Raw genomic sequence first — 26,443 nt, forward strand, 5'->3', positions numbered from 1 at the left:
GCGCGAGATGCGGCTCGCAAGGTCAAACCAGAACCGCCTCAGTCAGCCGGACACGATGAAGGCTGGAACAGCACGTCCTCCGGCCAGACCAGAGCGGCCGTCCCAGTGGATGACGAAACCCGCTGCGCCCAGCAGTAGAAGCTTTCCAGCCCAATCTCCTGTCTGCGCTCGTCCAGCTTCGTGGGCGTCACGATGTCGTAGAACTCGACGACACCCTGGCCATTCCTGAAGTACTGCATGCCGTACACCTGGGCCTGGTCGGTGAGGCGACGATTCCTGTCGACCAACGATGCCAGTTGCCTGCCGTCGGCTTCGTCTGCCAGGACAGCCTGCTTCATCTGCTGGGCGGCCGATGCCTGGTACTGCGGATCCATGTCGGCATGCTGGGTCAGCAGCCACGCCGCCTTCGCCGCCTCCTCGCCGATGGCCGAACGCTTCGGCCAGCCACACGAGCCGACGACACCCCGCATGAATTTGGCGTTGTCCGCGTCGATGTCCAGTACCTTGTCCAGTGCCACCTTCGATTCTGGTGACGCGGTCAATGCGTTGCGCGCTGCTTGGTCTCCATCGCGGCGCTGCAGCAGTTCGTGCCGCAGTGCCGCTGGCGCACAGTCGACCGGGGCGCCGGAGCCGGCGGACGCAGACACCGGCACCGTGAGCAGAAGCCAGCCTGCCGAGAGAAGTCCTTTTCTTGCACCCATCGCGATCATGCTCCTTACTTCACCAGGACAACGTACTCCACCACCTCCACCGGCGGCACCGTCTCCCACGAGCGCCGGTACACCATCCGCACCTTTGTCTCCCCCGCCTTGTCCGCACGGAACCACCAACGTGCCATCGAGGGCGCGCCCGGCATCGGCGGCTGGGTATCCATCGGCGGCGGCGTGGCGGGGCCGGTGGTGCGCGACAGTACCGGGGCGCCGTCCGAAGTGAACTCCCATTGGTAGCCCGTGCTCGCGTTTGCCATCAACGCGATCTCCAGCACCTGGCCCACCCGCATCGAGACCGGTCCCTTGCCCTCGGGGCGGACCAGGCCGTCGTCCGGCGGGGCGGCCGGAGGCGGACCACTACCGGTCGCGGGGCTACTCGCACAGGCGGACAGCAGGACGCACAGGCCGGGCAGCAGCAGTGATCGCATGGTCGCGTCCTCCCTGGAGACGCCGCCGTTATACACCCCGGCTTTAGGGCGCGTCCGTAAAATGGCGGCATGAACAACACCCCCCAGGACTCCTCGCTGGGTCGCGAGGTCGCGTATCCCGCGCACTACGACCCGACCCTGCTGTTCCCGATCCCGCGCCAGGGCGCGCGCGACGAGATCGGCATCGCCGCCGATGCCCTGCCCTTCGTCGGCCACGACCGCTGGCATGGCTATGAACTGAGCTGGCTCGACGCGCGCGGCAAGCCGCGCGTGGCGACGGCCACGCTGACGGTGCCGTGCACCTCGCCGTGCCTGATCGAATCGAAGTCGCTCAAGCTCTACCTCAACTCGCTCAACAGCACCCGCTTCAACAGCGATGCCGCCGTGCTCGAACGCATCGCCACCGACCTGTCGGCGCGCGCGGGCGCGGACGTGCAGGTGGTGTTCGGCCTGCCGCCGATGGCGGATGCGCCGGAGGGCGAATCGATCGACGGCCTGGACGTCGAGATCGACCATTACGGTCCGCCGCGCGCCGAGTTCCTGGCCGCCGATCCGGAAGAGCAGGTCGAGGAAGTACTGTCGTCCGAGCTGCTGAAATCGAACTGCCCGGTCACCGGCCAACCGGACTGGGCGACCGTCGTCATCCTCTACGCCGGTCCGCGTATCGACCGCGTCGAGCTGCTGCGTTACCTGGTGAGCTTCCGCGACCACGCCGAGTTCCACGAGCAGTGCGTCGAACGGATTTTTCACGATCTGCTGGCGCATTGCCGTCCAGCCTCGCTGTCGGTCGAAGCGCGGTACACGCGGCGTGGCGGCCTGGATATCAATCCCTGGCGCGCCACCGCCGACATGAATGTCCCGCTCATGAAGCGCGACGTACGACAGTAAGGTTACTCACGTAACAATAGAGCCCGTTTCACGTGCGCGCTATGGATTCTTAACAGAGCGCGTGCAACGCTTTGCGCATCCCAACGGCCCGCCAGGAAGGGTGGTTGCAATGAGCACAGAAAAGAAAGCGGATTTCTCGGACGTCACCGCCAAGGTGGACTCCACTGCTGAGAAAGCAGCGGATTTCTCCGACGTGACCGCACGCGTCGACAGTACTGCTGAAATCGTCGGCGAACAAAGCTACACCATCGAGAAGGGCGACACGCTCTCGAAGATCGCCAAGACGCACTACGGCAGTGCCAATGCGTGGAAGCAGATCTTCGAAGCCAACCGCGACGTCATCGACGATCCGGATCGCATTTTCCCGGGGCAGGTCATCAAGCTGCCGCCGAAGCCTGCCGAAGCCTGATCGCCTCCCACTTCATTACAAGGACCGAACCCATGAAGCACAACCGCATCTCCTATGCCCTGGCCGCCGCGCTGGTCGGCACCGTCGCGCTGGTCGGCTGCAAGAAGAAGGAAGAACCCGTCGTCGCGCCGCCGGCCGCTGTCGAACCCGCGCCCGCGCCTGTCGAGCCTGTTCCCGCGCCGGCACCTGTCAGCGCGACCAGCGTCACCGTGGGCAACACGGCTGCAGCCGACAAGTCCGTGGCCGCTGTCGGCATGTTCGGCGTGAAGGACAAGATCATCGTGTCGGTGAAGACCGACGCTGCGACGCCGGCCAATGCCGTGATCGACGCCAAGCTGACGTTCCAGGACGGTCAGGTGGCCGGTCAGCAGACGGCCAACGTCGTCGCCGGCGGCGTCGACACCACCAACGTCGAATTCACCAAGGCGACCGACTGGCCCGCCGGCAAGTACAAGGTCGACGTGACCTTGAACGGCCAGCCGGTCGGCATCACGCAGGAAATCGAAGTCAAGTAATCCCCGCAAGACCAAGGCTCTCTCCCACGTGTGTGGGGCAAGCTCGGGCGTGGAGTGATCCACGCCCGCTTTTTTTGCGCGTTTCCTGACTCTGGTCGTTCCCGTTGCAACGATGTCGCGCTCGCCGCCGTGTCCCGGGACATGACCCTGCGACACACTGCGATCCATACCCCCTCGTTTTGCCCTGCGTGCGCTGGCGCGCGACAATGGCGCGCTGAATTCCCCATCGCCCCCTTGTCGAGAGTCCTGATCCCCATGTCGGATACGCCCCGCATCATCTACACCCTCACCGATGAAGCCCCGTTCCTCGCCACCCAGTCGCTGCTGCCGATCGTCGAAGCGTTCACCGCGCCGGCCGGCATCGCCGTGGAGACCCGCGACATCTCGCTCGCCGGCCGCCTGCTGTCGCAGTTCCCCGAATACCTGAGCGACGCGCAGAAGATCAGCGACGACCTGGCCGAGCTGGGCCAGCTGGCGACGCAGCCGGAAGCCAACATCATCAAGCTGCCGAACATCAGCGCGTCGGTGCCGCAGCTGAAGGCCGCGATCAAGGAACTGCAGGCGCAGGGCTATCCGCTGCCGGACTACCCGGATGAGCCGAAGGACGACAAGGAGAAGGACGCCAAGGCCCGCTACGACAAGGTCAAGGGCAGCGCGGTGAACCCGGTGCTGCGCGAAGGCAACTCCGACCGCCGCGCGCCGCTGTCGGTCAAGAACTTCGCCCGCAAGCACCCGCACCGCATGGGCGCGTGGAGCACGGAATCTAAGTCGCACGTCGCCCACATGGCCGCCGGCGACTTCTTCGGCAGCGAGCAGTCCGCCACGCTGGCCGCCGACGGCGCGCTGAAGATCGAACTGGTCGCCAACGACGGCACGGTCACCGTGCTCAAGGACAAGGTGAAGGTGAAGGCTGGCGAGATCGTCGATGCCGCTTCGATGAGTCGCAAGGCGCTGGCCGCGTTCGTCGCTGCCGAGATCGCCGATGCCAAGGCCCAGGGCGTGCTGTTTTCGCTGCACCTGAAGGCCACGATGATGAAGGTCTCCGACCCGATCATGTTCGGCGTGGTGGTCAACGAGTTCTACAAGGCCGCGCTGGCCAAGCACGCCGCCGTGCTGGAGCAGATCGGCTTCGACGCCAACAACGGCATCGGCGATCTGTACGGCCGCCTGGGTTCGCTGCCTGCCGACCAGCAGGAGGCGATCAAGGCCGACCTGCAGGCCGTGTATGCCGACAGCGCCGCGGTGGCGATGGTGAACTCGGACAAGGGCATCACCAATCTGCACGTGCCGAGCGACGTCATCGTCGACGCCTCGATGCCGGCGATGATCCGCGACTCCGGCAAGATGTGGAACGCCGAGGGCAAGCTGCAGGATACCAAGGCGGTGATCCCGGACCGCTGCTACGCCGGCATCTACCAGGCGGTGATCGACGACTGCCGTGCGAACGGCGCGTTCGATCCGGCCACCATGGGCAGCGTGCCCAACGTCGGCCTGATGGCGCAGAAGGCCGAGGAGTACGGCAGCCACGACAAGACCTTCCAGATCCCGGCGGATGGCACCGTGCGCGTCAGCGACGATGCCGGCAAGGTGGTGTTCGAAAGCAAGGTGGAAGCCGGCGACATCTGGCGCATGTGCCAGACCAAGGACGCGCCGATCCAGGACTGGGTGAAGCTGGCCGTCGGCCGCGCGCGCCTCAGCAAGACACCGGCCATCTTCTGGCTGGACAAGGCGCGCGCGCACGACGCGCAGGTGATCGCCAAGGTCGAGCAGTACCTGAAGGACTACACCATCGACGCGCTGGACATCCGCATCCTGCCGCCGGTCGAGGCGATGAAGGTGTCGCTGGAGCGCACCCGCAAGGGCGAGGACACCATTTCGGTGACCGGCAACGTGCTGCGCGACTACCTGACCGACCTGTTCCCGATCATGGAGCTGGGCACCAGCGCCAAGATGCTGTCGATCGTGCCGCTGATGGCCGGTGGCGGCCTGTTCGAGACCGGCGCCGGCGGTTCCGCGCCGAAGCACGTGCAGCAGTTCCTGGAAGAGGACTACCTGCGCTGGGATTCGCTGGGCGAGTTCCTCGCGCTGGCGGCGTCGCTGGAACACCTGGGCCAGCGTTACCTCAACACGCCGGCCAAAGTGCTGGCCAACGCGCTGGACATGGCCAACGGCCGCATCCTCGATGAGAACCGCTCGCCCGCGCGCAAGGTCGGTGAACTCGACAACCGCGGCAGCCACTTCTACCTGGCGCAGTACTGGGCGCAGGCCCTGGCCGAGCAGGACGAGAACGCTGAACTGAAGGCGAAGTTCGCGCCGCTGGCGAAGGCACTGGTCGACAACGAGTCGACCATCCTCGGCGAGTTGAACGGCGCGCAGGGCAAGGCGCTGGATATCGGCGGTTACTACCATCCCGACATCGCCAAGACCTCCGCTGCCATGCGGCCCAGCAAGACGTTCAACGACGCATTGGCTGCGCTGTAATCGCGGCGGCGATGCCGTAACGGCATCGCTGTACGGTTTTCCCTGTCAGGAAAAACCCGCGCTCCGGCGCGGGTTTTTCTTTGCGTGCGTGCCGCGCGTCAGGTTCATGCAGATACGTGGCGTGCAGCGCGCGGTTCTGTGGTTCTCCGCACGAATCGTGCGCGGAGGTTTGCATACCGTAGGTCGCACACCACGTCCACGCAGCGGCAGTGCTTTCTGGCAGGGGAAAGAGCATGGCCAGTATTTCTGTTGCCGCACCGGAGTATCGGGAGCGGCTGGATTCCGCATCGTCGCCGGCTATCACCGGCAGCAAGCCGCTGACGCGTCGCCTGCGACAACAGTTGTGGGCGAAAAGCGGCCACGCGCTGCTCTCGCTGGATGGACAACCGCGCCTGTTGCTCGATTTCGCGCACGATCACGGCGTACCGCTCTCGGCGAACATCGCGGCATCGCCGGCGTCATTGGCGCATGTGCTGGGCGAAGGCTTCGGCCGCATCGTCTTTCAGGCATTGCCTGCCGAACGCTTCGAGACGCTTGCCAGGCACCAGTTCCATCAACCCTTGCGGCCGATCCTGTGGCAGATCGCACAGCACGGCGGCGACTGGCAGGACCTCGATCACCGGCTGTTCCGGCATGCGCGCATCCGCTTGCTGCGCTGGCCGGACTTCCGCCTGCTGGCACACCAGCACGACGGCTTCCGCCTGTGCTCGCTGCTGCTCAAGCGCGCATGTTCGGTGGACGAATGCCAGCAGTTGCTCGATCTCGATGCCGCCACCGTGCTGGCCTTCGTCCGTTCGGCCTATCTGTGCGGTTACGCGATGGTGGAGACGCCCGACGCGGTCGTGGCGGACGCGCCCGCATCACGTCCGGCCATCACCGGTTCGTTGCTGGCACGGATGTGGCGCGGCCTGCGGAGCAAGACTGCTTGAGCCCGCGCGAGCACAAGATCGTCGTGCTCGGCGCCATGGGTGCCGGCAAGTCCACGCTGGTACGGGCGCTGGCGGGTGACCGGGTCGTCGATACCGACGTCGCCAATACCGACAGTGCCTCCGACAAGCTGTCGACCACCGTGGCGATGGACTATGCCGATATCGACCTGCCCAATGGCGACCGCCTGCGCCTGTACGGCACGCCGGGCCAGGCGCGCTTCGACTTCATCTGGCCGGTGCTGCTGCAGGGCGCCAGCGGCGTACTGGTCCTGGCCGACGCAAGCGCACGCGCCGTCGTGGACGAGCTGGATCGCTACCTGCTGGCGCTGCACGATCACGCGCCCGACGCTCCGACGGCCATCGGACTGTCGAAACTGGATCTCGCCCCGCACGTAGACATCGACGCGCTCGCGACGCGCGCCAGCGAACTGCTGCGTGCATTGCCGGTCGTGCCGTTCGATCCGCGCTCCGACGCGTCGGTGATGCTGCTGATGGATGTGCTGATGTCGGAGATCGAAGCCTTCGACCTGGTCGCTGCGCATGGCTGACGGACAGCGTCATCGCGGACTCGGCGAACAGGAGCGCGCCAAGGTGGAGCGCTGCCTGCGCGAGTTCTCCGACGCAGTCGACGGTGTCCGCACCGCCGTGGTCGCCAGTGTCGATGGCTTCGCGCTGGCGCAGTCCAACCCCGCCTCGGCGAACGGCGAGCGCCTGGCGGCGATGACCAGCGCGATGCTGGCCTTGGCCGCGGCGATCGGCCGCGAGCTGTCGCTGGGCCAGCTGGGCGTGCTGATGCTGGAATCGGAGCACGGCAAGGTGTTGATGCTGTCGTTGCGCACGGAACGCGAGCCGTTCCTGCTGATGGCCGCCTGCGACCACCGCAGCGTGATCGGCAACGTCTTGTGGAGCGCGAAGGAATGCGGCCGGAACGTCCTGGCCGAACTCGACGGGTCCTGAGCCGGCCCGTACCGAGGCATGCATGGCTCTTACTTCCAACGACAGGGGTGCGACATGGCGGGACTTGGCGATTCGTTGAACGAACTGATGACCATCGACGGCGCGCAGGCCGTCGCCCTGGTGGATTACGAGAGCGGCATGCTGCTGGGCGAGGCCGGGGGCGGCATGGACATGGAAGTGGCGGCGGCGGGCAACACCGAAGTGATCCGCGCCAAGATGAAGACCGCCGGTGCGCTGAAGCTCAACGACACCATCGAGGACATCCTGATCTCGCTGGGCAAGGCGTACCACATCATGCGTCCGGTGGCGGCCAAGCCGGGCCTGTTCTTCTACGTGGTGCTCGACCGCAACAAGTCGAACCTGGCGCTGGCGCGCCGCAAGGTGCTCGACGTGGAAAGCCAGCTCTCGATCTGACAGGACAAGCCAGGCGACGCACGTCACCCGGCCATCCCGCGTTGCGGCAGCGGTGCGGGAACCGCATGCTGTGGTTCCCCGCCGAGCGCCCGACCATGACCGACCACAGCATCCTGCTCTTCTCGTATGGCACGTTGCAGCTGGAAAGCGTGCAGGTGTCCTCGTTCGGCCGCCGCCTGGACGGTGAGCCCGATGCGATGACGGGCTATGCACGGACGATGGTGGAGATCACCGACCCGGAGGTGCTGGCTGCCAGCGGCGAGCGCTTCCATCCGATCGTCAGCCCCAGCGGCGATCCTGCCGACGAAGTGACCGGCACGGTCTTCCACATCAGTGCCGATGAACTCGCTGCCGCGGACCGCTATGAAGTCGCCGACTACACGCGGGTGCAAGTGCGCCTGAAGTCCGGGCGCGATGCCTGGGTGTACGTGAAGGCTTGACGGAGACGCTGTAGGAGCGACGTCAGTCGCGACCGCACGACAAGAGCTCGCATGAACCGCGACATCCAGACGCTCGACGCTTGCGGTCGCGACTGACGTCGCTCCTACAAAGGAGAATCCCTTCAGGGCACAGGCCGCTCGGCCGACAGCAACGCGACGATCATGCCCAGGCGTCGCGCGCTCAGCCGCTGCACCGCACGCTGATGCCTCACCTTGCCCCTCGCGTCGTGCACATGGTGACGGCGCTCTTCCTGCATCTGCGCCACCTCGACGGGAGGGACCACATGGCCATGCAGGAACAACATGCCCTGGCTCATGCCACCCAGTTGCTGCCACCACTGCTTCTTGGCTTCGGTCTGCATGGGACTGCTCCGCGGCGCCGGTATCCGGCTTGAAGGGTTACCAAGCTAGGCGCATCATCAGCCCTGAAAAAGCGAAAGCTCCGCAAACCTACCTTGAGGTGGATTCAAGATGAGCCGGCTGCCGCTGGACCAGGTGGATGCCTTCGTTACGGCCGCGCGCCTGCGCAACCTGACGCGTGCGGCGGAGGCCATGCACCTCACCGTCAGTGCGTTGAGCCACCGCATGCGGCTGCTGGAACAGCGGCTCGGCCACAAGCTCCTGGCGCGCGGCCCGCGCGGAGTGGAACTCACGCCGGACGGCCAGCGCCTGTTCGATGCTATTTCGGGTCCGCTGGATACCATCGACCACGCACTGCGGCGCGCAACGCTGCGCAACGACCACACGGTCACGCTGAGCCTCATCCCGTCGATGGCCACGGCCTGGCTGGTGCCGCGGCTGCCCGCATTTCTCGCCGCGCATCCGGAGTTGGGCCTCAACCTGCAGTCGAGCACGCACGTGGTCGATTTCGAACGCGAGCCGGTCGATCTGGCGCTGCGCCTCGGCGGCGGACGCTGGCCGAACGTGCATGCGGAGTTCCTGTTCCACGAATGGATCACGCCGGTGGCCAGTCCCGCGCTGGTGAAGCAGCACGGCAAGCCGGCGCCGGACCAGATGGCGAAGCTGCCGCTGCTCGGCGATCCGGCCAACCGCTGGAAGGACTGGTTCGAGCATTTCGGCGGGCAAGCGCCGGCGCGCTACGTGGCGCAGTTCGACGACACCGAGACGCTGCACCAGGCCGCGGCGCAGGGCGTGGGCGTGGCGCTGGCGCGCTGGACGCTGGCCGAGCCGCTGGTGAAAGCGGGCCGGCTGGTCACGCTGACGAAGAAGCGGCTGCAGGCCGACTTCGCGCATTACCTGGTCTATCCCGAGCGCAGCCTCTCGCATCCCGGCTTCCGCAAGGTGCGCGGCTGGTTGCTGGAGCAGGCCGGCATCGCGGTGGAGCGATGACTCCAGCGCGCGCCGGCTAACATCGGTCGCATGGTCCACGACGATGCCATCGCCCGCCTGATCCACGACGCGTTCGCGGACTACCACGCACGGTTCGCGGAGATCACGCAGCGCGCGAAACGCCGGTTCGAAACGATGGACTGGGCCGGTGCGCGTGCCGACGCGGTCGAACGCATCGAGTTGTACGACCAGTGCATTGCCGAATGCGCGCTGCGCCTGCAATCGGCGCTCCTGGGCCAAGCCCATGACCGGACGCTGTGGATCACCGCGCGCGCCGCGTTCGAGGCGCTGGTCGCGGGACAGATCGACCGCGAGCTCTACAAGACGTTCTACAACACGCTCTGCCGCCGCTTCCTTCGTATCCGCGGCGTCGATCCCGCACTGGAATTCGTGGCGCTCGATGTCGAACCCACCGATGCGATCACCCATCCGGTCGCCCGCCACAGCTATGCCGTGTCGGAACAGCGGCCGACCGATACCTTCGCGCGCGTGCTCGGCGACTACGGGTTCGACGTGCCCTACGCCCACCGTACCCGCTGCGCTGCGGCGATCGCGGTGCGGCTGCAGGACGACCTGGCGCACTGGGGCGCCCATCCGGTCCGCGGCATCGAACTGCTGGACACGGTGTTCTACCGCGAGCGGCGCGCCTATCTGGTGGGGCGCGTGTTCGGTGAGCACCGGTTCTCGCCCTGCGTTATCGCGCTGGTCAACGACGGCGGCCGGCTGAAAGCGGAAGCCGTACTGACGCACCGGGGCGACGTGGCGCACCTGTTCGGGACCTCGCGCAGCTACTTCCATGCCGACCTGACGACGGTCGGCGATGCGGTGGTATTCCTGCGCTCGCTGCTGCCCGGCAAGCCGATCGACGAGATCTACACCGTGCTCGGCCGCGCCAAGCAGGGCAAGACCGAGCGCTACCGCACGTTCTTCCACCACTTCCACGCGCATCCGGACGAACGGCTGGTCCATGCCGAGGGCACGCCCGGCATGGTGATGGCGGTGTTCACCCTGCCCAGCTATCCGCTGGTGTTCAAGGTGATCCGCGACCGCTTCGCGTATCCCAAGGCGATGACCCGGCAGGATGTGGAGGACAAGTACGATCTGGTGTTCCACCTCGACCGCGTCGGTCGCTTGCTGGACACGCAGGCGTTCCGTTTCCTGCGCTTCCCGCGCGCACGCTTCTCGCCCGAGCTGCTGCAGGAACTGCGCGAGAGCTGCGGGCAAAGCCTCAGCGAAGATGGCGACGACCTGGTCATCCACCTCTGCTACGTGCAGCGACGCCTGCGGCCGCTGAACCTGTACCTGCGCGAGCAGAAGGCCGACGCGGCGCGCACCGCCGCGCTCGATTACGGGCAGGCGATCAAGGACATGGCGCGCAACAACATCTTTCCGGGCGACATGCTCTTGAAGAACTTCGGCGTATCACGCCATGGCCGGGTGGTGTTCTACGACTACGACGAACTGCGGCTGGTGGCCGATTGCCGGTTCCGCGACTGGCCACAGCCGACGACGTACGAAGAACAGATGGCCGATGGCCCATGGTTCCACGTGGACGCGGGCGATGTCTTCCCCGAACGCTTCCCCCAGTTCCTCGGCCTGCCCGATGCGCTGGCAAAGGCGCTGAAGGCCGCACATGGCGAGCTGTTCCGGCCCGTATGGTGGCGCGACCTCCAGTCGCATCTCGCCGCGGGCGAATACCCGGATACTGCACCGTATCCGGATGCGTTGAAGCTGGCGTGATCGCGCGCATGCGGACGCAATGCGCATCGCGCTACCCTTGCCGCCATCCGGAGAACGCTGTCCCGTCATGAGCACCTACCGCCTCGATTCCATCTTCCGGCCGCGCGCCGTCGCGGTGGTGGGCAGCCAGTCGCGGCCGCGCTCGGTCGGCCGCGCCGTGATCGAGAACCTGCTGGCGGCGGGTTTCGACGGACAGATCGGGCTGGTGAACAAGCATCCGACCCCAATGGACGGCGTCACCATTGCGCGCCAGTTGCGCGACCTGCCGTGGACACCGGACCTGGTGGTCATCGCCACGCCGGCGGCGACCGTGCCGCATCTCGCCGCCGAGGCGGCGGAGAAAGGTGCAGCCGCCATCGTCGTGCTGACTGCGGCGATGGGCAGCGGACCGGGTTCGCCCGCGGCGCAGCTCGAAACCCTGACGCGCGAGAAGGGCCTGCGCGTGCTCGGCCCGAACTGCCTGGGCGTGATCGCGCCGCATGCGCGCCTCAACGCCAGCCTCGCCAGCCGCTTCCCGAAGGCCGGTGACCTCGCGCTGATTTCGCAATCGGGCGCCATCTCCGGCGGACTGGTCGAGTGGAGCATGAGCCAGCCGGTCGGCTTTTCGGCGGTGGTGTCGCTGGGCGATGCATTGGACGTCGACTTCGCCGACCTGCTCGACTACTTCGCCACCGACCATCGCACGCGCGCAATCCTGCTGTACGTGGAGGCCATCCGCGATGCGCGCAAATTCATGTCGGCCGCGCGCGCCGCGGCGCGCACCAAACCCGTCGTCGTGGTGAAGTCCGGCCATGGCGTGCCTGCCCGTTCCACGCCGGCAGGCAGCACGCATACCCAGAATCTGGCGAAACCGAACGCGGTGTATGGCGCCGCATTCCGGCGTGCCGGCCTACTGCGCGTGCGCTCGCTGCACGAACTGTTCGCCGCCGCACGCACCCTGGGCCAGGTCCGTCCGTTCAACGGCCGCCGCCTCGCGATCCTGACCAACGGCGGTGGCGTCGGTGCGCTGTCCGTCGACCACCTGTACGAACAGGGCGGCACGCTGGCAACGCTATCGGACGCCACGCGCGATGTGCTGGACCGCACCCTGCCCGTGGGCTGGTCGCGGACCAATCCGGTCGACCTGCTGACCGACATCGACGCCGACCGTTATGCGGCCACCATCGAGGCACTGCTCGCCGATCCGGAGAACGACGCCCTGCTGGCGGTCAACGTGCCGACCGTACTGTCGTCGTCGTCGGAAGCCGCGCATGCCGTGACCCGCGTGCTGTCGCAGCGGCCGGCGCACAGCGCGCGCAAGCCCGTCTTCACCGTCTGGCTGGGCAACGATCCGCAGGCCGAAGCGGTGCTCGATGCCGCGCAGATCCCGCGCTATCCGAACGAGTCCGATGCCGTCGCCGGCTTCATGCATCTGGTCCGCCACCGCGAGGTGCAGGCCGCGTTGATGGAGACGCCGCCCAGCCTGCCCGAGGATTTCAGTCCGGACGTCGCCACCGCCCGCGCGCTGGTCCACGCCGCGCTCGATGCCGGCCAGACGTGGCTGGATCCGCTCGCCACCACGCAGCTGCTGGCGGCTTACGGCATCCCGATGGCACCGGTGTGGCGCGCGGAAGACGCCGACGATGCCGCCCGTATCGCCGCCGCGTTGCTGGCCGAAGGCGCAACGGTGGCGGTGAAGATCCTGTCGCCCGACATCCCGCACAAGTCCGACGTCGACGGCGTGCGCCTCAACCTGCCCAATGCCAACGCCGTGCGCGAAGCGGCCGCCGGCATCCTGCAGCGCGCGCGCGAACGCCGGCCGGAAGCGCGCATCGAAGGCGTGCTGGTGCAGCCCACGCTGCTGCGGCCGAAAGCGCGCGAACTGATCGCCGGTATCGCCGACGATCCGGTGTTCGGTCCGGTCATCGCGTTCGGACGTGGTGGCACCGCCGTCGAAGTGATCAACGACCAGGCCGTGGCACTGCCGCCGCTGGACCTGCGGCTGGCGCACGAACTGATCGCACGCACGCGCGTCTCGCGTGTGCTGAAGGCCTATCGCGACGTGCCGGCCGCGGACGAGCGCGCCGTCGCCCTGGTGCTGGTGAAGCTGGCGCAGCTGGCCGCCGACATCCCTGAGATCCAGCAGCTCGACATCAATCCGCTGCTGGCCGACCGCGACGGCGTGGTCGCGGTGGACGCGCGCATCGCCGTCGCGCGCGGCCGTGCGCTGCACAAGGGCCGCGGCCATCCACGCTTCGCGATCTTCCCGTATCCGACCGAATGGGAGCGCACGATCCTGCTGGCCGACGGCCAGCCCGCGCTGGTGCGGCCGGTGCGACCGGAGGATGACGCGATGTTCCGCGAATTCTTCACCCACATCACCGACGAAGACCTGCGCCTGCGCTTCTTCCAGTCGGTCCGCCACTTCAGCCACGAGTTCATCGCCCGCCTCACCCAGCTCGACTACGCGCGCTCGATCGCGCTGGTGGCCGTGCATCCCGGCACGCACGAGATGCTCGGCGCGGTGCGCCTGCACGCCGATGCCAACTACGAGAAGGGCGAGTACGGCATCCTCGTGCGTTCCGACCTGAAGGGCCACGGCATCGGCTGGAAGCTGATGCAGATCATGATCGAGTACGCGCAGTGGCAGGGCCTGAAGATCATCGAAGGCCAGGTGCTGCGCGAGAACCGCACCATGCTGGCGATGTGCGAAAGCCTGGGCTTCGCGGTGAAACTCGACCCCGACGATCCCACGCTGATGAATGTCAGCCTGCCGGTACCGCCGGTGGCATGACGCGGCGTAGCTTGCTCATCGCCGCAGTCCTGGCGTCCCTGGCGCTGGTCGGCGGCATCATCGGATGGCAGCATGCGCGCCCTGCGCCTGCGCCAGTACCCGTCCCGGCACCCGCCGCGCGCATTCCCGCAACGGCCACACTGCTGCAAACGCCGCACTATCGCATCCACAGTACCGCCGCCCCGGAGCAGACTCGACAGGTGGCGGACGCGGTCGAAAGCCTCCACGCCGCGTACATGGCCTTGTTCGCCGACAAGGTCCGCCCTTCTTCGCGACCGCTCACGCTGGTGCTGTATGCAGACCGCGACGAGTTCCAGCGCAACAACCGCAGCCGGCCCTGGGCGGAGGCGTACTACCTGCGACCTGCGTGCTACGCCTATTACGGCGGCGGCAAGGCGAACCCGCACCACTGGATGCTCCATGAGGCCGTGCACCAGTTGAACACCGAAGTCGCCGGCTGGCGCCTGCCTGCGTGGGCCAATGAAGGGGTCGCAGGCTATCTTGGCGCGAGCTGGCTGGAGGACGGTGTACTGACGCCGGGTCGCAGTGATCCCGACACGTACCCGATCTGGTGGCTGTCGCGGATGAAGCTGACGGGAAGCCTGCAGGCGGACGTCGCCGCCGTCCGCTTCATCCCGTTGCGCGACCTGCTGGAGGGTCATGGGCCGGACATCAACCAGCACGTGAATCTCTACTACCTGCACTATTGGGGCCTGACGCACTTCCTGTTCCATTACGAGAACGGCAGGTATGCGAACGCCTACAAACAACTGCTTTCGCTTGGCGCGTCGACGCCCGACTTCGAGCGCCTGGTGGGTCCCATCGAGGACGTCGAGAAAGCCTGGTACGCGTACCTGCTGGACGCCATCGCGACGATGCAGAAGTACGAAGCCGAGAACGGCATCGAGCGCTGAGTAGCGGCCTTCAGAGCTTCACCACCACCTTGCCGAAGTTCTCGCCGCGCAGCAGGCCGATCAGCGCGCGTGGTGCGTTCTCCAGTCCTTCGACCAGATCCTCGCGGTAGCGGATCTTTCCGTCCGCCAGCCAGCCACCCATCTCGCGCAGGAACTGCGGATACAGCGCGATGAAATCGTGCTGGATGAAACCGCGCACGGTCAGGTGGCGGGTCAGGATCTGGCTCATCAGCCACGGCATGCGGTCGGGTCCGGACGGCAGCGCCTTGTCGTTGTAGTGCGCGACCAGACCACAGACCGGGATGCGGGCGAAATCGTTGAGCAGCGGAACCACCGCGTCGAACACGGCGCCGCCGACGTTCTCGAAGTAGACGTCGATGCCTTCAGGACAGGCCGCGCGAAGCTGCTCGACGAAATCCGTCGCGCGATGGTCCAGCGCGACGTCGAAGCCAAGTTCGTCCTGCAAGTACGCGCGCTTGCGCTCGCCACCGGCAATGCCGACGGTGCGGGTGCCCTGCAGTTTCGCGATCTGGCCGACGGTCGCGCCGACCGGTCCGCTGGCCGCGGCGACCACCACGGTCTCGCCCGGCTTCGGCTGACCGATTTCGTGCAGGCCGGCGTAAGCGGTGAAGCCGGGCATGCCGTAGACGCCGAGCGCCGTCGTCAGCGGCGCGAGGCTGGTATCGAGCTTGCGCTTCAGCGTTCCGCCATCGGCGATGGCATGCGTCTGCCATCCGCCGTGCGCGAGCACAAGGTCACCGACCTGCAGACCGGGATGGCGCGATTCGATCACCTCCGACACCGTGCCGCCGTCCATCACCTCGCCGATCTCGACCGGCTTGGCATACGAACGCCCTGCATTCATGCGGCCACGCATGTACGGGTCCAGCGACAGGTAGCGATTGCGCAGCAGCACCTGGCCATCGGCGGGCGTCGGCAGCGGCGCCTGCTCCCGACGGAAATCTTCCGCTTTCGGCTCGCCCTGCGGGCGCGCGGCCAGCACGATGCGGGTGTTGTGGTCTGCGTCGTGGCTGCTCATGCCTGGTCTCCGATGCCGTCGATGCCTGCAGTCTAGCCACGGTACACATCCATGCGGTGAAGCGTGCAGGACCTGCGGCAGCCGCCATGCGGGGTGAACATGCCGCATGCTAGGCTCCGCGCACCTTTCTGGAGGGCTGACGCATGACCCGCATTTCGCTTTCTTTGGCCATCGTGGCCGCACTCGCCGCCGCACAACCGGCGTTCGCCGCATCGCCGGTCAAGCCCGCGCCCGCCACGCAGGCCCTGCCCGCCGCCGATGCGGCGGCGCTCGACACTGCGTTGAAGGGCGAATGGCGCGATCCGAAGAATGCCGCGCGCGACATCTACCGCCATCCGAAGGAAACGCTGTCGTTCTTCGGCGTGAAGCCGACGCAGACCGTGGTCGAGATCACTCCCGGTGGCGGCTGGTACGCCGAAGTCCTCGCGCCCTACCTGAAAGCCGGCGGCACCTATGTCGCCGCCGTGGTCGATCCGGCCAGCGTCGCCGAGAAGAGCCGCAACTACTACCAGCGCAGCGCCGACGGCCTGCAGAAGAAGTTCACGGACGGTGCCGCGCAATACGACAAGGCGACGACGGTGAAGTACGACCCCGCGGCGCCGGTGTTCGGAGCGCCGGCCTCCGCGGACGTGGTGCTGACGTTCCGCAACGTGCACAACTGGCGCAAGGCCGACCAGGCCGGCGGCATGTTCAAGGGCTTCTTCGCCGTGCTGAAGCCGGGCGGCGTGCTCGGCGTGGTCGAGCATCGTGCGAACAAGGACGTGGCGGCCGACGACGACACCGGCTATGTCAGCGAAGCGCAGGTCATCGCACTGGCTGAGGCCGCGGGTTTCCGCCTCGACGCGAAGAGCGAGGTCAACGCGAATCCGAAGGACACCAAGGACTACGCGAACGGCGTGTGGACGCTGCCACCGTCCAACAACCATCCTGAAGCCGAACGCGCGAAGTACCAGGCCATCGGCGAGAGCGACCGCATGACGCTGCGGTTCGTGAAGCCGCACCACTGATCATGCCGTTCGGATGACGCCACACTCCACCGGGGTGTGGCGTTGCCGTTTCCCGGGCTTCCATGCTGATCGCGTTCAACAAGCCATTCAACGTGCTCTGCCAGTTCACCGACCGCAGCGATCCGCCGCGGCGGACGCTGGCGGAGTTCGGCCTGCCGCGTGACGTGTATGCGGCGGGTCGACTGGACTACGACAGCGAGGGTTTGCTGCTGCTCACCGACGACGGTGCGCTGGCGAACCGGCTGACCGATCCGCGCCACAAGCAGCCCAAGACCTACTGGGTGCAGGTGGAAGGATCGCCAACGGACGAGCAGCTCGATGCGCTGTGTCGTGGCGTGATGTTGAACGATGGCCCGACACGGGCCGCGCTGGTTGAACGGCTCGAGCCTGCACCCGCTCTTTGGCCACGCGACCCGCCGGTGCGCTTCCGCAAGACGGTGCCGGACGCGTGGCTGTCGGTGACGATCACCGAAGGTCGCAACCGACAGGTCCGCCGCATGACCGCGGCGGTCGGTTTACCGACGTTGCGACTGGTGCGCACGGCCATGGGCGAGGCGCGCCTGGGCGACCTCGTCCCCGGGGCGTGGCGCGCGCTCTGACGCGCTGCGCCACCCGGATCAGATCAACTTTCGGCGGAACGTGCGGTGCTGCGCGGCTTGCGCGGCGTGCCCGTCTTGCGCGCCGTGGAGGCCTTGCCGTTGACCTTGCGCGCTTCCACGCGGCGCGACTTGCCTTCGATCGGACCATTCGCCTGATCGCTCTTGCGCTTGCGGTAGGCCACCAGCGCCAGCAGGCCGACACCGATGCCCGTGGCGACCGCGACCGCGGGATTGCGCCGGACGAAGTTCACCGCCAGCTTGCCACCGGTCTTGGCGACACCCAGCGCGGCGCCGGTCTGCAGCAGCTTGTCTGCGCTCGGCACGGCATGCTTGAGGCTGCTGCCCGCCTGGCTGGCGAGTTCGAGTGCGCGGTCGGTGATGGTGGTCAGCTTGCTCATGGGGGTCTTCCCTGAAAGATGGGTAGGTAGCCAGTGTCGGGGCGGGGATGTTTACGCGGTGTTAGTTCGGTAGACCGGCGCTGGCCGTGCGCTGAACGAAGCTCGACGAGAGATCAGGTACCGCGAGGTTTCGCCCGATGGGTCGCCTGGGCACTCCACGGGTCGTCCGGCCACGGATGCTTCGGGTAGCGCCCCTTCATTTCCTTCTTCACCTCGGCGTAGGTCGAGTTCCAGAAGTTGCGCAGGTCCGAGGTGACCTGCAGCGGCTTGCCGCCGGGCGACAGCAGGTGCAGCAGCACCGGCACGCGGCCGTCGGCGACGCGCGGGGTGTCGGCCAGGCCGAACAGCTCCTGCAGCTTCACCGCCAGCACCGGCGGCTGCCCGTGCGCGTACTCGATGCGCCGCTCCATGCCCGAGGGCACGGTGATTCGGGTCGGCGCAAGTTGATCGACGCGCTGGCGCAGCGCCCACTCCATACCGGATTTCAGCGCGTTCGCCAGATCGTCTTCTCCCAGTGCGTCCAGCCGGGTCTTGCCGGCGAACGCGGGCTTGAGCCAGTCGTCCAGGGTCGCCATCAGCGCGTCGTTCGACAGGTCAGGCAGGCCGAAGTCCGGCATCCAGTCGCGCAGGCAGCGCACGCGCTCGCGCCACTGTTGAAGCGACTCCGGCCACGCGAGTGCCTCCAGGCCGAGATCGCGCACCGCGTCGGTCAGCGCCGCGGCAGCGAGCACCGGATCCACGCGGCCCGCAGGGCGCGCGTCGAACACGATCTGGTCGAAGCGCGATTCGCGCTGGGCGGACAATGCCCGGCGCGCCGGATCCCAGCGCACGGTGTCCTCGGTGACGAAGCGATCGGCGAACTCGCGGCGCAATCGCTGCTCATCCACCGGCGCACCGCGCTGCACCAGCGCATCGCGCGCCTCATGGCGCAGCTCGCTGACGACGATCCACGGTTCGCCGAACAGCGCGCTGTCGTCGAACAGCTTCGCGCTGCGGCCGTTTGCCAGCAGGTAACGGCGTGCGTCCTGCGGATGCTGGAAACCGATGCGGTCGGGAAACGCATGCATCAGCACGTCGCCGAGGCGATGCGCTTCGACCGTGCCGGGCGGTGTCGCGTTCTCGCGGACGCGGCGACGCCACTGCTTGGCGGCGGCATCGATGACCGCCAGTCCCGAACGATTGGCCTCACCCGGCGTACGTCCCGTGCGGAACGCCGCCAGCGCCCGCCAGCGCGCCGCCAGCGCGTCGCCACCCATGCGCAGCGGATCGCGTGCCTCGACCAGCGCCGCCAGGTCGCACGCAAGCGCGCGGTCATCGCCCTCGCCCGCCGACAGCAGCATCGCCGCCAGTCGCGGATGCGTGCCCAATGCCAGCATCCGTTTGCCGAGCGGCGTGATGGCGTTCGCCGGGGTGAGCGCACCCAGTCGGCGCAGCAGGTCGCGCGCTGCACTCATCGCGCCCGGGGGCGGTGCGTCGACGAAGCGCAACGCGTCGCTGCCCCACGCGGCCAGTTCCAGCGCCAGCGCGCCGAGCTCGACCAGCGCGATTTCCGGCCGCCGCTGCGGATCCAGCCGCTGCGACTGCGGCCAGAGCCGGTAGGCCCAGCCGTCGGCGACGCGGCCGGCGCGACCCGCGCGCTGGTCGGCGGACGCCTGCGAGATGCTGGCCACTTCCAGCCGCGAGAATCCGCTGTTGGGATCGTACGAGGGTTCGCGTGCGAGACCGCTGTCGATCACCACGCGCACGCCAGGCAGGGTCACCGAGGATTCGGCCACGTTGGTCGCCAGCACCACGCGGCGGCGGCCTTGCGGATCGGGCTGCAGCGCTTCGGACTGCTTCTCGACCGGTAGCTCGCCGTGCAGCGCCAGCACCACCACGTCGCGCGGCAGCACGTCAGCCAGCATCGCCTCGACGCGCGCGATCTCGCGCTGACCCGGCAGGAACACCAGCACGTCGCCGGGATGCGACTGCACCGCATGTTCGATCGCGCGACGGATCTGCACCTCAAGCGACTCGTCGCGGCGTGGCGGGAAGTGCGCGACCTGGACCGGATAGCTGCGTCCCTCGCTGCTCAACCGCGGCGCATCGAGGAAACGCGCCAGCTTCTCCCCATCCAGCGTGGCCGACATCACCACCAGGCGCAGGTCCTCGCGCAGCTGCGTCTGTACGTCCAGCGCCAGCGCCAGGCCGAGATCGCCGGCGAGGTGACGCTCATGGAATTCGTCGAACAGGATCGCGCCGACGTCCTCGAGCATCGGGTCGTCCTGGATCATCCGGGTCAGGATGCCCTCGGTGACCACTTCGATGCGGGTACCGGGACCGACCTTGTTCTCGAAGCGGATCCGGTAGCCCACCGTCCCACCGACGGCTTCGCCACGCTGCTTCGCCATGAAGCCGGCGGCGGCGCGCGCGGCCACGCGGCGCGGTTCCAGCATCACGATCTTGCGGCCCTGCAGCCACGGCTGGTCGAGCAGCGCCAGCGGCACCTGCGTGGTCTTGCCGGCGCCCGGTGGCGCCTCCAGCACCAGGCGCGGGTGCTCGGACAGGCTGCGGACGATGTCCGGCAGCAGCGGGGTGATCGGGAAGGTGGGCGACGGCATGCGGAGGAAAGGATAAGGCCTGCGCGGATCGATCCATGAAAATCGGTGTGGGAGCGACGTCAGTCGTGATGGAGGTTTACCGGCGGTCTTTCGCGACTGACGTCGCTCCCACACCTGACATCGCGAGCCCAACCAACGGTCCGGGGGGCTTAAAATGGGCGCCATGGATCTCATCGACATCGGCGCCAACCTTACCCACGAGAGCTTCGACCACGACCGCAACGCGGTGCTCCAGCGCGCGCGCGAGGCCGGCGTGGTGCAGCAGGTGGTGACCGGCGCCAGCCGTGAGCACTCGCCGACGGCGCTGCGCTTGGCGCAGGCGCACGCGGGCGAGCTGTTCGCCACCGCCGGCGTGCATCCGCACCACGCCACCGAGTACACCGACGAATGCGACGCCGAGATGCGTGCTTTGCATGCGCATCCCGAAGTCGTGGCTGTCGGCGAATGCGGGCTGGACTACTTCCGCGACTTCTCGCCGCGTCCGGCGCAACGCAAGGCGTTCGAGCGGCAGCTGCAGATCGCGGTCGACACCGGAAAGCCGCTGTTCCTGCACCAGCGCGACGCGCACGACGACTTCGTGGCGATGATGAAGAACTTCGAGGGCAAGCTGGGACCGGCAGTCGTGCATTGCTTCACCGGCACGAAGAGGGAACTGTTCGACTGCCTGGACCAGGACTGGCATATCGGCATCACGGGCTGGCTGTGCGACGAGCGCCGCGGCCTGCACCTGCGCGAGCTGGTGAAGAACATCCCGGCGAACCGGTTGATGATCGAGACCGATGCGCCCTACCTGCTGCCGCGTACCGTGAAGCCGCAGCCCTCGCACCGGCGCAATGAACCGATGTACCTCGCCCACATCGTCGCCGAGCTGGCGCGCGACCGTGGCGAGGACATCGAGGTCACCGCCGCCGCGACCACGGCGACGGCGCGTGCGTTCTTCCGGCTGCCGACGCCGGCGTAAGACAGCGACGGCTCACTCGACCTTGCTGTCCTCGGACTTGGCCTGCTGCATCGCCTCGGGTTCGAGTTCTTCCGCGCTGCGGTTGAGGCGGACGAACACGCCCCACGCCACCAGCAGCAGCGCCGCCGAGCCGCCGATGGCGATGACGTACGGCAGCTGGCGCGGATCCTCATGCATCAGTTCGAACGTCGCGACCAGCGTCTCGATCGACAGCGCGATGACGATGACCACGAGGAAGCGCGACAGGTAGCGGCGCACGCGGGTCGGCCCGCTGACCTTGACGTCGCGCTGCACCTCTTCCTCGAACACCGTCTGCGCCAGTTCCAGCGCCACCAGCGCGATGGTCAGCATGCCGATGCTCTCGAGCAGGCTGTCGAAGCGCTGGCGCAGGCCGACGTCCTGGCCCGCGGCCAGCATGCCGTGCCAGAGCTCGCCACCGGCCAGCACCACCAGCGACAGCGCGCACACGAAGAACAGCGCGACGATGACGACATGACCGACCAGGAACACCGCGCTGAGATGCTTCATGGACGCCTCGGACGGGGAAGGTGGCGCAGCATGGCGATCCTCCCCGTCGGTACCGCGTGAAGCCCGTCGGGGTCAGGATTTCTTGACCAGCTCCACACGCCGGTTCTTCGCACGGCCTGCGTCGGTGCCGTTGTCGGCCACCGGCTTGTCCTGGCCGAAGCCGGCCGGCGTCAGCCGCTTCGCCTCGATGCCCTGGCCGGTCAGCGCCGAGACGACCGACGTCGCGCGCGCCGTCGACAGCGTGCGGTTGCGCTCGACAGTCCCGGTGTTGTCGGTATGGCCTTCGACCGACAACGACAGCGACGGATCCTGCTTCAGCAGCGCGAGCACCTGGTCCAGCTGCGGCTTGGAATCCGGCAGGATGTCGGCCTTGTCGGTGGCGAAGTTCACCTGGATCGCGACACGGCCACTGGTATCGAGCTGCTTCTTCAGCGCGTCGGCCGGCAGCAGCGCGGCGGTCTGCACCAGGCCCTTGCGCTCGACGACGACCCAGCCCGCGCTGAGGTATTCCAGCCGCGCATGCACCCACACCTGGCGACCATCCGGCAGGTCGGCGCGGTAGATCAGCGAGTCGTAACCTTCCCAGCCGAAGCTGGTGCCATCGCTGTACGGGCTCTTCTGTTCGAAGGTGATGCTCTCGGCCGCCTCTTTCGGGATGCGGCCGTCGAAGACCTTGGTCGCGCCGGCCTCGGCCATCATCGCTTCCAGGTTGCGGCGCACCTCGTGCATCGAGTGCTGGCCTTCCTTCGCCTTGATCGACGCGACGTAGGTCTTGCCTTCCACGTTCTCGAACGCGGTGCCTGTCCAGAACGGATAGGCGTCGAAGTCGCGCTGCTTCGGCCGGTTGCCATCCTCGTAGTTCGTCGGCGGCACCAGGTGCGGGAACGCGTCCTGCCAGCGCGCGGTCGCGACGAACGGTCGCTCTTCGACGATCGCCATGCCGGTGGAGTAGCCGTCCATCGCCATCTGGATCCAGACGGTACGATCCGCCTGGCGCAGCACGTAGACCAGCGTCGGCGTGTCCTCGCCCATGTTGACCGCATCGATGAAGCCGCCGCCGATCTCGTCTTCCAGCTGTTCTCCGTAGTAGAGATCACGCTTCAACGGACCTTCGAACACTTTCCTGGCACCGGCCTGTTCCAGCACCGCCTCCAGATTGCGGCGCAACTCAAGGGCCGAGTACTCCTTGTCCGGCGCCACATCGTCGTCGATGCCGATGCGGGTGCTCCAGCTTGGGCCTTCGACCCAGTGCAGGCCGTCGCCCAGGCGGAACGGGAAGCGCGCGTACGCCCGCTTCTCCACACGATTGACCGGACCGTAACCGGTCGGCATCGAGAAGAATGGCAGCTCGCTGCCGAGCGGTTGCGTGCTGACGGGCACGCTGGCGAGATCGAACGGGACGAGCGGGATCGGATTGCCTTGCTTGTCCCGCAGCTGACCGTCGGCCGTCCCGCTGGCGGACGTCGGTGCATCGGGCGCAGGCATTGCGGGCGTTTCCGTCGGTGCGGCGTCGGTCGCCGCCGGCGGGGTTTCCGTGTCCTTGCTACCGCATGCCGACAGCACCAGCACCGTGGCGCAGGCTGTGGCCAGCATCATGCTCCGCATTCGTCCTCGCTCCTGAGTTTCTGTGGGAGCGGCGAGCGTAACCGATGGATGTTCAGCGTTCGTGGAAACGCGCCAGGACGACGATCAGCCGGCGCGTTGCGCTTCGTAGGCCTGCAGGTGCACCCAGGCCGCGTGCAGACGGGGAACGGCAATGCCGTGCAGGCCCGCGCGATGGACCATGTCGCCGACGATATGGGCGGCCTCGACCCGTTGGCCGGCTTCGAGATCGCGCAGCATCGAGGCTTTCATCGGCGAGCCGGCCGCCGTCAGCGTCTCGCGCGCGGTCACCTGCGCCGCGTTGGGCACGGGCTGGCCGGACGCGGCGGCCACGGCAAGGCACTCTTCGTGCAGCGCGGCCATGTGGTCCGCACCGCCCTCGCCCGCCACGATCGTGCCGATCGGCGCGCGCATCGCGCAGGTGCCGGCCGCCAGCGCGGTGAGGAAGCTGTACTTCACCCACTGCGCCTGGGCGATGTCCGGTGTGTGCACGTGATCGATGCCCGCCTGCGCACAGGCCGCAGCCAGCGCCTGCAGCCGTGCGTCCGGCGGCTGGCCCGCGCGTTCGCCGAACGTCATCGATGCCGGCTTGCCCAGGTGCAGGATTTCACCGTCCGCGCCCAGCGCTGCGCTGATGAAGCACAGCCCACCCAACACGTGCTGGAACCCGAAGCGCGCATCCAGCGCATCGTAGTGGCGCAGGCCGTTGAGCAGCGGCAGCACGCGGGCGCCTGTATCGACGGCGGGCGCGATGGCGTCCAGCGCGCTGTCCAGGTCGTAGGCCTTGGCGCTCAGCAGCACCAGGTCGAACAGGGCGGCGTCGGCCAGTTCGTCCGCGGTCAGCACCTGCACCGGCACGTCGGCGTCGCCGAGCGGACTGCGGATGCGCAGCCCACGCTCGCGCAGCAGCGCCGCGCGCGCGGGACGCACCAGGAAGCTGACGTCGATACCCGCCTGCACGAGGCGTCCGCCGAAGTAACCGCCGGTGCCGCCGGCGCCGAGCACGAGCAGGCGCATCAGCTGCGCAGCCCCACGCCTTTCTTCAACAGCCACAGGCCGAGCGCGGCCAGGGCGACGACGAAGCCGATCATCAGTGCGTACGACACCCCGAGCGACACGTCGCTGGTACCCAGCAGGCCGTAGCGGAACGCGTTGACCATGTAGAAGATCGGGTTGGCGTGGGTCAGTGCTTCCGCCCAGGGCGGCAGCAGCGTCACCGAATAGAACACGCCGCCCAGGTAGGTCAGCGGCGTGAGGATGAAGGTCGGCACGATGGCGATATCGTCGAACTTCTTCGCATAGGCTGCGTTGACGAAGCCCGCCAGCGAGAAGATCGTCGCGCCCAGCAGCACGGTGCTGATGGTCACCAGCGGATGCGGGATGCGCACCTTGGTGAAGAACATCGCGATGACCAGCACGATGGCGCCCACCATCAGGCCGCGCAGCACGGCGCCGGCCACGTAGCCGAGCAGGATCACCCAGTTCGGCATCGGGCTGACCAGCAGCTCCTCGACATGGCGGCCGAACTTGGCGCCGAAGAACGAGGACGAGATGTTCCCGTAACTGTTCTGGATGATGCTCATCATCACCAGGCCCGGCACGATGAACTCCATGTAGCTGTAGCCGCCCATGTTGCGGATCTGGCTGCCGATCAGGCCGCCGAAGATCAGGAAGTACAGCGTCATCGTGATCGCCGGCGGTACCAGGGTCTGGCCCCAGATGCGCAGGATGCGGGCGACTTCGCGGCGGACGATCGTGCCCAGCGCGACCATGTTCGGGTGGCTCATGCCGCCTTCTCCTTGTTGGCGTCGCCATTGCCCGTCATGCGCACGAACAGCTCCTCCAGGCGGTTGCTCTTGGTGCGCATCGAGCGCACGCGGATGCCGGCGTCGTTGAGCGCGGCGAACACGCGGTTGAGGTCCATCGCGCGCGGCATGTCCAGGTCCAGCGTATGCGCGTCGGTAGCGACGAGGGTGGTGCCCTCGATGACCGGCAGCTGCGCCGGCAGGTCGCCGTCGATGTCGAACAGGAAGCCTTCCACGTCCAGCTTTGCGAGCAGCGCGCGCATCGGGCCCTGCTCGACGATCATGCCGTGGTCGATGATGGCGAGGTTGCGGCAGAGGCTTTCGGCCTCTTCCAGGTAGTGCGTGGTCAGGATGATGGTGGTGCCGGCCGCGTTGATCTCCTTCAGCGTCTTCCACATGCCGCGGCGGATCTCGATGTCGACGCCGGCAGTGGGTTCGTCGAGGATCAGCAGCTTCGGCCGGGTCATCATGGCGCGGGCGATCATCAGGCGGCGCTTCATGCCGCCGGACAGCGTGCGGCTCATGACGTTGGCCTTCTCCCACAGCTGCGCGCGCTTGAGTTCCTCCTCGGCGCGCACCAGTGCTTCGGCGCGCGGGATGCCGTAGAAGCCCGCGTAGTTCACGCAGATGTCGAGCGGCTTCTCGAACATGTTGAAGTTGATTTCCTGCGGGACGAGACCGAGCAGGCGCATCGCGCCGTCGCGGTCGCGGTCGATGTCCACGCCGAACACGCCGACCTGGCCACTGCTCTTGTTGACCAGCGAGCTGACGATGCCGATCAGGGTGGACTTGCCGGCGCCGTTGGGGCCGAGCAGGGCGAAGAAATCGCCGGGTTCGACCTGCAGCGACACGCCCTTGAGGGCCTGCACACCGGTGTCGTAGACCTTGCGCAGGTCGGAAATGGCCAGCGCGGGAGTTGCGGCCGATGCCGCGGAAAGAGACGCCATGGGAGCCTT

General features: G+C 67.4%; 27 protein-coding genes. 16 read left to right on the plus strand and 11 right to left on the minus strand.

Annotated elements, in window-relative coordinates; genetic code table 11:
- Positions 1-38: 38 nt before the first annotated feature.
- Both IB230_RS16770 and IB230_RS16775 read right to left on the minus strand, forming a co-directional pair.
- On the minus strand, positions 39-710 hold the full coding sequence (locus tag IB230_RS16770; RefSeq protein WP_192274014.1) for a DUF6624 domain-containing protein: 672 nt from the start codon (positions 708-710) through the stop codon (positions 39-41).
- A gap of 5 nt (positions 711-715) precedes the next feature.
- A complete protein-coding gene (locus IB230_RS16775) occupies positions 716-1,138 on the minus strand; it encodes a protease inhibitor I42 family protein (RefSeq protein ID WP_192274015.1) in 423 nt (140 codons plus the stop codon).
- A gap of 69 nt (positions 1,139-1,207) precedes the next feature.
- Between IB230_RS16775 and queF the strand changes: the two genes are divergently transcribed.
- The 9 genes from queF (at position 1,208) to IB230_RS16815 (ending at position 8,171) form a co-directional block, all read left to right on the plus strand.
- The gene (queF, locus tag IB230_RS16780; protein WP_192274016.1) at positions 1,208-2,026 is read left to right on the plus strand and encodes an NADPH-dependent 7-cyano-7-deazaguanine reductase QueF; all 819 of its coding nucleotides are present in this window, start codon (positions 1,208-1,210) and stop codon (positions 2,024-2,026) included.
- A gap of 109 nt (positions 2,027-2,135) precedes the next feature.
- Positions 2,136-2,435: a LysM peptidoglycan-binding domain-containing protein gene (locus IB230_RS16785; RefSeq protein WP_192274017.1), complete on the plus strand. Its 300-nt coding sequence runs from the start codon at positions 2,136-2,138 to the stop codon at positions 2,433-2,435.
- Between the two features lie 32 nt (positions 2,436-2,467).
- A complete protein-coding gene (locus IB230_RS16790; RefSeq protein WP_192274018.1) occupies positions 2,468-2,950 on the plus strand; it encodes a hypothetical protein in 483 nt (160 codons plus the stop codon).
- A gap of 255 nt (positions 2,951-3,205) precedes the next feature.
- Positions 3,206-5,431 (plus strand): NADP-dependent isocitrate dehydrogenase, encoded by a 2,226-nt coding sequence (locus IB230_RS16795; RefSeq protein ID WP_192274019.1) that lies wholly within the window; start codon positions 3,206-3,208, stop codon positions 5,429-5,431.
- 233 nt (positions 5,432-5,664) lie between these two features.
- On the plus strand, positions 5,665-6,360 hold the full coding sequence (locus IB230_RS19800) for a hypothetical protein (RefSeq protein ID WP_225589645.1): 696 nt from the start codon (positions 5,665-5,667) through the stop codon (positions 6,358-6,360).
- Positions 6,357-6,908, plus strand: a complete 552-nt coding sequence (locus IB230_RS16800; RefSeq protein WP_225589646.1) for an ATP/GTP-binding protein — start codon at positions 6,357-6,359, stop codon at positions 6,906-6,908. The genes IB230_RS19800 and IB230_RS16800 overlap by 4 nt, the downstream gene beginning before the upstream one ends.
- A complete protein-coding gene (locus IB230_RS16805; RefSeq protein ID WP_192274021.1) occupies positions 6,901-7,317 on the plus strand; it encodes a roadblock/LC7 domain-containing protein in 417 nt (138 codons plus the stop codon). Before IB230_RS16800 ends, IB230_RS16805 begins: the two co-directional genes overlap by 8 nt.
- 54 nt (positions 7,318-7,371) lie before the next feature.
- Positions 7,372-7,731 (plus strand): hypothetical protein, encoded by a 360-nt coding sequence (locus tag IB230_RS16810; protein WP_192274022.1) that lies wholly within the window; start codon positions 7,372-7,374, stop codon positions 7,729-7,731.
- Positions 7,732-7,796: 65 nt separating this feature from the next.
- Positions 7,797-8,171: a gamma-glutamylcyclotransferase family protein gene (locus IB230_RS16815; protein ID WP_225589647.1), complete on the plus strand. Its 375-nt coding sequence runs from the start codon at positions 7,797-7,799 to the stop codon at positions 8,169-8,171.
- Between the two features lie 122 nt (positions 8,172-8,293).
- Here the strand turns inward: IB230_RS16815 and IB230_RS16820 are convergent, their stop codons facing one another.
- Positions 8,294-8,533: a hypothetical protein gene (locus IB230_RS16820; protein WP_192274023.1), complete on the minus strand. Its 240-nt coding sequence runs from the start codon at positions 8,531-8,533 to the stop codon at positions 8,294-8,296.
- A 109-nt stretch (positions 8,534-8,642) separates the two neighbouring features.
- Here IB230_RS16820 and IB230_RS16825 point away from each other — a divergent pair, with 109 nt between their 5' ends.
- The 4 genes from IB230_RS16825 to IB230_RS16840 all read left to right on the plus strand — a co-directional run bounded on the left by IB230_RS16825 (position 8,643) and on the right by IB230_RS16840 (position 14,948).
- Positions 8,643-9,521 carry a LysR substrate-binding domain-containing protein gene (locus IB230_RS16825; RefSeq protein WP_192274024.1) on the plus strand — a complete coding sequence of 293 codons (879 nt, stop codon included), beginning with the start codon at positions 8,643-8,645 and terminating at the stop codon, positions 9,519-9,521.
- 30 nt (positions 9,522-9,551) lie between these two features.
- Positions 9,552-11,261, plus strand: coding sequence for a bifunctional isocitrate dehydrogenase kinase/phosphatase (gene aceK, locus IB230_RS16830; protein WP_192274025.1), 1,710 nt, complete (start codon positions 9,552-9,554; stop codon positions 11,259-11,261).
- A gap of 67 nt (positions 11,262-11,328) precedes the next feature.
- A complete protein-coding gene (locus IB230_RS16835; protein ID WP_192274026.1) occupies positions 11,329-14,034 on the plus strand; it encodes a bifunctional acetate--CoA ligase family protein/GNAT family N-acetyltransferase in 2,706 nt (901 codons plus the stop codon).
- An 11-nt stretch (positions 14,035-14,045) separates the two neighbouring features.
- On the plus strand, positions 14,046-14,948 hold the full coding sequence (locus IB230_RS16840; RefSeq protein WP_192274027.1) for a hypothetical protein: 903 nt from the start codon (positions 14,046-14,048) through the stop codon (positions 14,946-14,948).
- A 10-nt stretch (positions 14,949-14,958) separates the two neighbouring features.
- On the opposite strand, the gene IB230_RS16845 is transcribed toward IB230_RS16840, so the two are convergent.
- Positions 14,959-15,987 (minus strand): NADP-dependent oxidoreductase, encoded by a 1,029-nt coding sequence (locus IB230_RS16845; RefSeq protein WP_192274028.1) that lies wholly within the window; start codon positions 15,985-15,987, stop codon positions 14,959-14,961.
- A 143-nt stretch (positions 15,988-16,130) separates the two neighbouring features.
- Between IB230_RS16845 and IB230_RS16850 the strand changes: the two genes are divergently transcribed.
- Together IB230_RS16850 and IB230_RS16855 are read left to right on the plus strand one after the other, a co-directional pair.
- Positions 16,131-16,994: a class I SAM-dependent methyltransferase gene (locus IB230_RS16850; RefSeq protein WP_192274029.1), complete on the plus strand. Its 864-nt coding sequence runs from the start codon at positions 16,131-16,133 to the stop codon at positions 16,992-16,994.
- Positions 16,995-17,056: 62 nt separating this feature from the next.
- The gene (locus IB230_RS16855; protein ID WP_192274030.1) at positions 17,057-17,593 is read left to right on the plus strand and encodes a pseudouridine synthase; all 537 of its coding nucleotides are present in this window, start codon (positions 17,057-17,059) and stop codon (positions 17,591-17,593) included.
- Positions 17,594-17,616: 23 nt separating this feature from the next.
- On the opposite strand, the gene IB230_RS16860 is transcribed toward IB230_RS16855, so the two are convergent.
- Both IB230_RS16860 and hrpB read right to left on the minus strand, forming a co-directional pair.
- Entirely contained in the window at positions 17,617-17,991 is a 375-nt protein-coding gene (locus IB230_RS16860) for a hypothetical protein (RefSeq protein WP_225589648.1), read from the minus strand.
- 113 nt (positions 17,992-18,104) lie between these two features.
- Positions 18,105-20,591 carry an ATP-dependent helicase HrpB gene (gene hrpB / locus IB230_RS16865; RefSeq protein WP_192274031.1) on the minus strand — a complete coding sequence of 829 codons (2,487 nt, stop codon included), beginning with the start codon at positions 20,589-20,591 and terminating at the stop codon, positions 18,105-18,107.
- 163 nt (positions 20,592-20,754) lie between these two features.
- On the opposite strand from hrpB, the gene IB230_RS16870 reads away from it, so the two are divergent.
- Positions 20,755-21,552, plus strand: a complete 798-nt coding sequence (locus tag IB230_RS16870) for a TatD family hydrolase (RefSeq protein ID WP_192274032.1) — start codon at positions 20,755-20,757, stop codon at positions 21,550-21,552.
- 12 nt (positions 21,553-21,564) lie between these two features.
- Here the strand turns inward: IB230_RS16870 and IB230_RS16875 are convergent, their stop codons facing one another.
- From IB230_RS16875 to IB230_RS16895, 5 genes are all read right to left on the minus strand, one after another.
- Entirely contained in the window at positions 21,565-22,080 is a 516-nt protein-coding gene (locus tag IB230_RS16875) for a hypothetical protein (RefSeq protein ID WP_192274033.1), read from the minus strand.
- A 72-nt stretch (positions 22,081-22,152) separates the two neighbouring features.
- A complete protein-coding gene (locus IB230_RS16880) occupies positions 22,153-23,676 on the minus strand; it encodes an OmpA family protein (protein WP_225589649.1) in 1,524 nt (507 codons plus the stop codon).
- Between the two features lie 93 nt (positions 23,677-23,769).
- Entirely contained in the window at positions 23,770-24,699 is a 930-nt protein-coding gene (gene panE, locus IB230_RS16885) for a 2-dehydropantoate 2-reductase (protein ID WP_192274035.1), read from the minus strand.
- Complete coding sequence (locus IB230_RS16890; RefSeq protein WP_192274036.1) at positions 24,699-25,469, minus strand: ABC transporter permease; 771 nt, start codon at positions 25,467-25,469, stop codon at positions 24,699-24,701. The genes panE and IB230_RS16890 overlap by 1 nt, the downstream gene beginning before the upstream one ends.
- Positions 25,466-26,434 (minus strand): ABC transporter ATP-binding protein, encoded by a 969-nt coding sequence (locus IB230_RS16895; RefSeq protein ID WP_192274037.1) that lies wholly within the window; start codon positions 26,432-26,434, stop codon positions 25,466-25,468. The genes IB230_RS16890 and IB230_RS16895 overlap by 4 nt, the downstream gene beginning before the upstream one ends.
- Positions 26,435-26,443 lie beyond the last annotated feature (9 nt).

The sequence above is a fragment of the Pseudoxanthomonas sp. PXM01 genome (genome assembly GCF_014851815.1).
Lineage (GTDB): Bacteria > Pseudomonadota > Gammaproteobacteria > Xanthomonadales > Xanthomonadaceae > Pseudoxanthomonas_A.